Origin of the sequence: Pseudomonas sp. NPDC088885 (genome assembly GCF_044750025.1) — a bacterium.
Taxonomy (GTDB): Bacteria; Pseudomonadota; Gammaproteobacteria; order Pseudomonadales; family Pseudomonadaceae; genus Aquipseudomonas; species Aquipseudomonas rustica.
Window position 1 is genome coordinate 1 of sequence record NZ_JBIVJB010000247.1, and the last position, 1,374, is coordinate 1,374.

At 60.9% G+C, this 1,374-nt stretch carries 2 protein-coding genes; both read right to left on the reverse strand.

What is annotated here, in order from left to right; translation table 11 throughout:
* Positions 1-315: ureidoglycolate lyase (locus tag ACIP1X_RS28965; protein ID WP_400755984.1), on the reverse strand; the 315-nt coding region annotated here is incomplete at its 3' end.
* A 141-nt stretch (positions 316-456) separates the two neighbouring features.
* On the reverse strand, positions 457-1,374 hold a 918-nt coding region (gene alc, locus ACIP1X_RS28970; protein ID WP_400755985.1), incomplete at its 5' end, for an allantoicase.

Genomic DNA, 1,374 nt, shown 5'->3' on the forward strand with positions numbered 1-1,374 from the left:
GCCTGATACAGGTTCATCGCCAACTGGCGCGACCACGATCAGAAAGGGGTTGCCGAGCAGCGGTATGAAAGCCTGGCTGCCCAGCGGATGGCGTTCCAGCATGCAAACGGTCAGCGGCATGTCCTGCGCGTCGGCGCGGAAGATGCTGATGATCGCGTTGTCCTCAGGCTGAGCGGTTTCGACCGTCGCCAGTTTATGGAAGCGCATGGTCGAACCGTTGTTGATCATGAAGTGATCGCTGCCGTCGGTTTCGATCACGTCACCGAAAGGGGCGAAGGCTTCTTTGGTCAGCGGTTCAATCGTTAGTGTGCGCATGCTGTTCTTCTTTTCGTTGAGTGATCGTTCCCACGCTCCGCGTGGGAATGCAGCCCGTGACGCTCCGCGTCACATCCAGAAAGGACGCAGAGCGTCCAGTGATGCGTTCCCACGCAGAGCGTGGGAACGATCATTGCGGTGTTATTTAGCGACCTTGCCCAGTACACGCAGGCGGCTCACGCCACCGTCCGGGAACACGTTCAGGCGGATGTGGGTGATCGGGCCCAGTGCTTTGATCTGCTCGACGAAGGTGTGCTCGGCGTGCATTTCCAGCTTCTGGCTTGGCAGCAGATCGCGCCAGAACAGCGACTGGGTTTCGATCTGGCTGTCAGTACCGCCTTTGACGAACGCGCCCTGGATCGAGCAGGTGTCCGGGTAGTTGCCTTTGAAGTGCAGGGTGTCGACGACGATCTTCTCGATCTCGCCCGGGTGACCCAGCGCGACAATGACCCAGTCATTGCCCGGCGTACGACGACGTGCAGTTTCCCAGCCGTCGCCCATGTTGATGCCACGGCCCGGGTTGAGGATGTTGCTCATGCGGCCGAAGTGTTCGTCGGAGCAGGCGAGGGCGCGGCCACCGTTGAGGGCTGCTGCCAGATCGACTTGCTCGTTGTCGCCAACGGCCGACCAGTCGCGATGCGGCACACCGTACACGCGCAGACGGGCAACACCGCCGTCCGGGTAGATGTTGAAGCGCAGGTGACTGAACGCTTGGTCGTTGCTGATTTCGTGGTAGTGGTGGCTGTTGCCCTGCAGCTCGACAGCCGACAGCACTTCAGTCCACTGAGTGTTGTCATCAGGCTCGCCCGAGGCCAGGAAGCACGCTTCCAGCGAGGCCGATGGCGGGAAGTTGCCGGTGAAGAATGAAGTGTCGATGTCCACGCCTTTGATCGAGCCCGGTACGCCCAGACGGATCACTGCGCTGTCGAAGCCTTCGAAGCGCTTGCGGCGCGATTCCCAGCCGTCCATCCACTTGCCGTTGTCATCGAACACGCCCTCCTTCCATACGGCCGGGGTCGGTTGGAACAGACGATTGGCGTCTGCGAACCAGTCATCGGT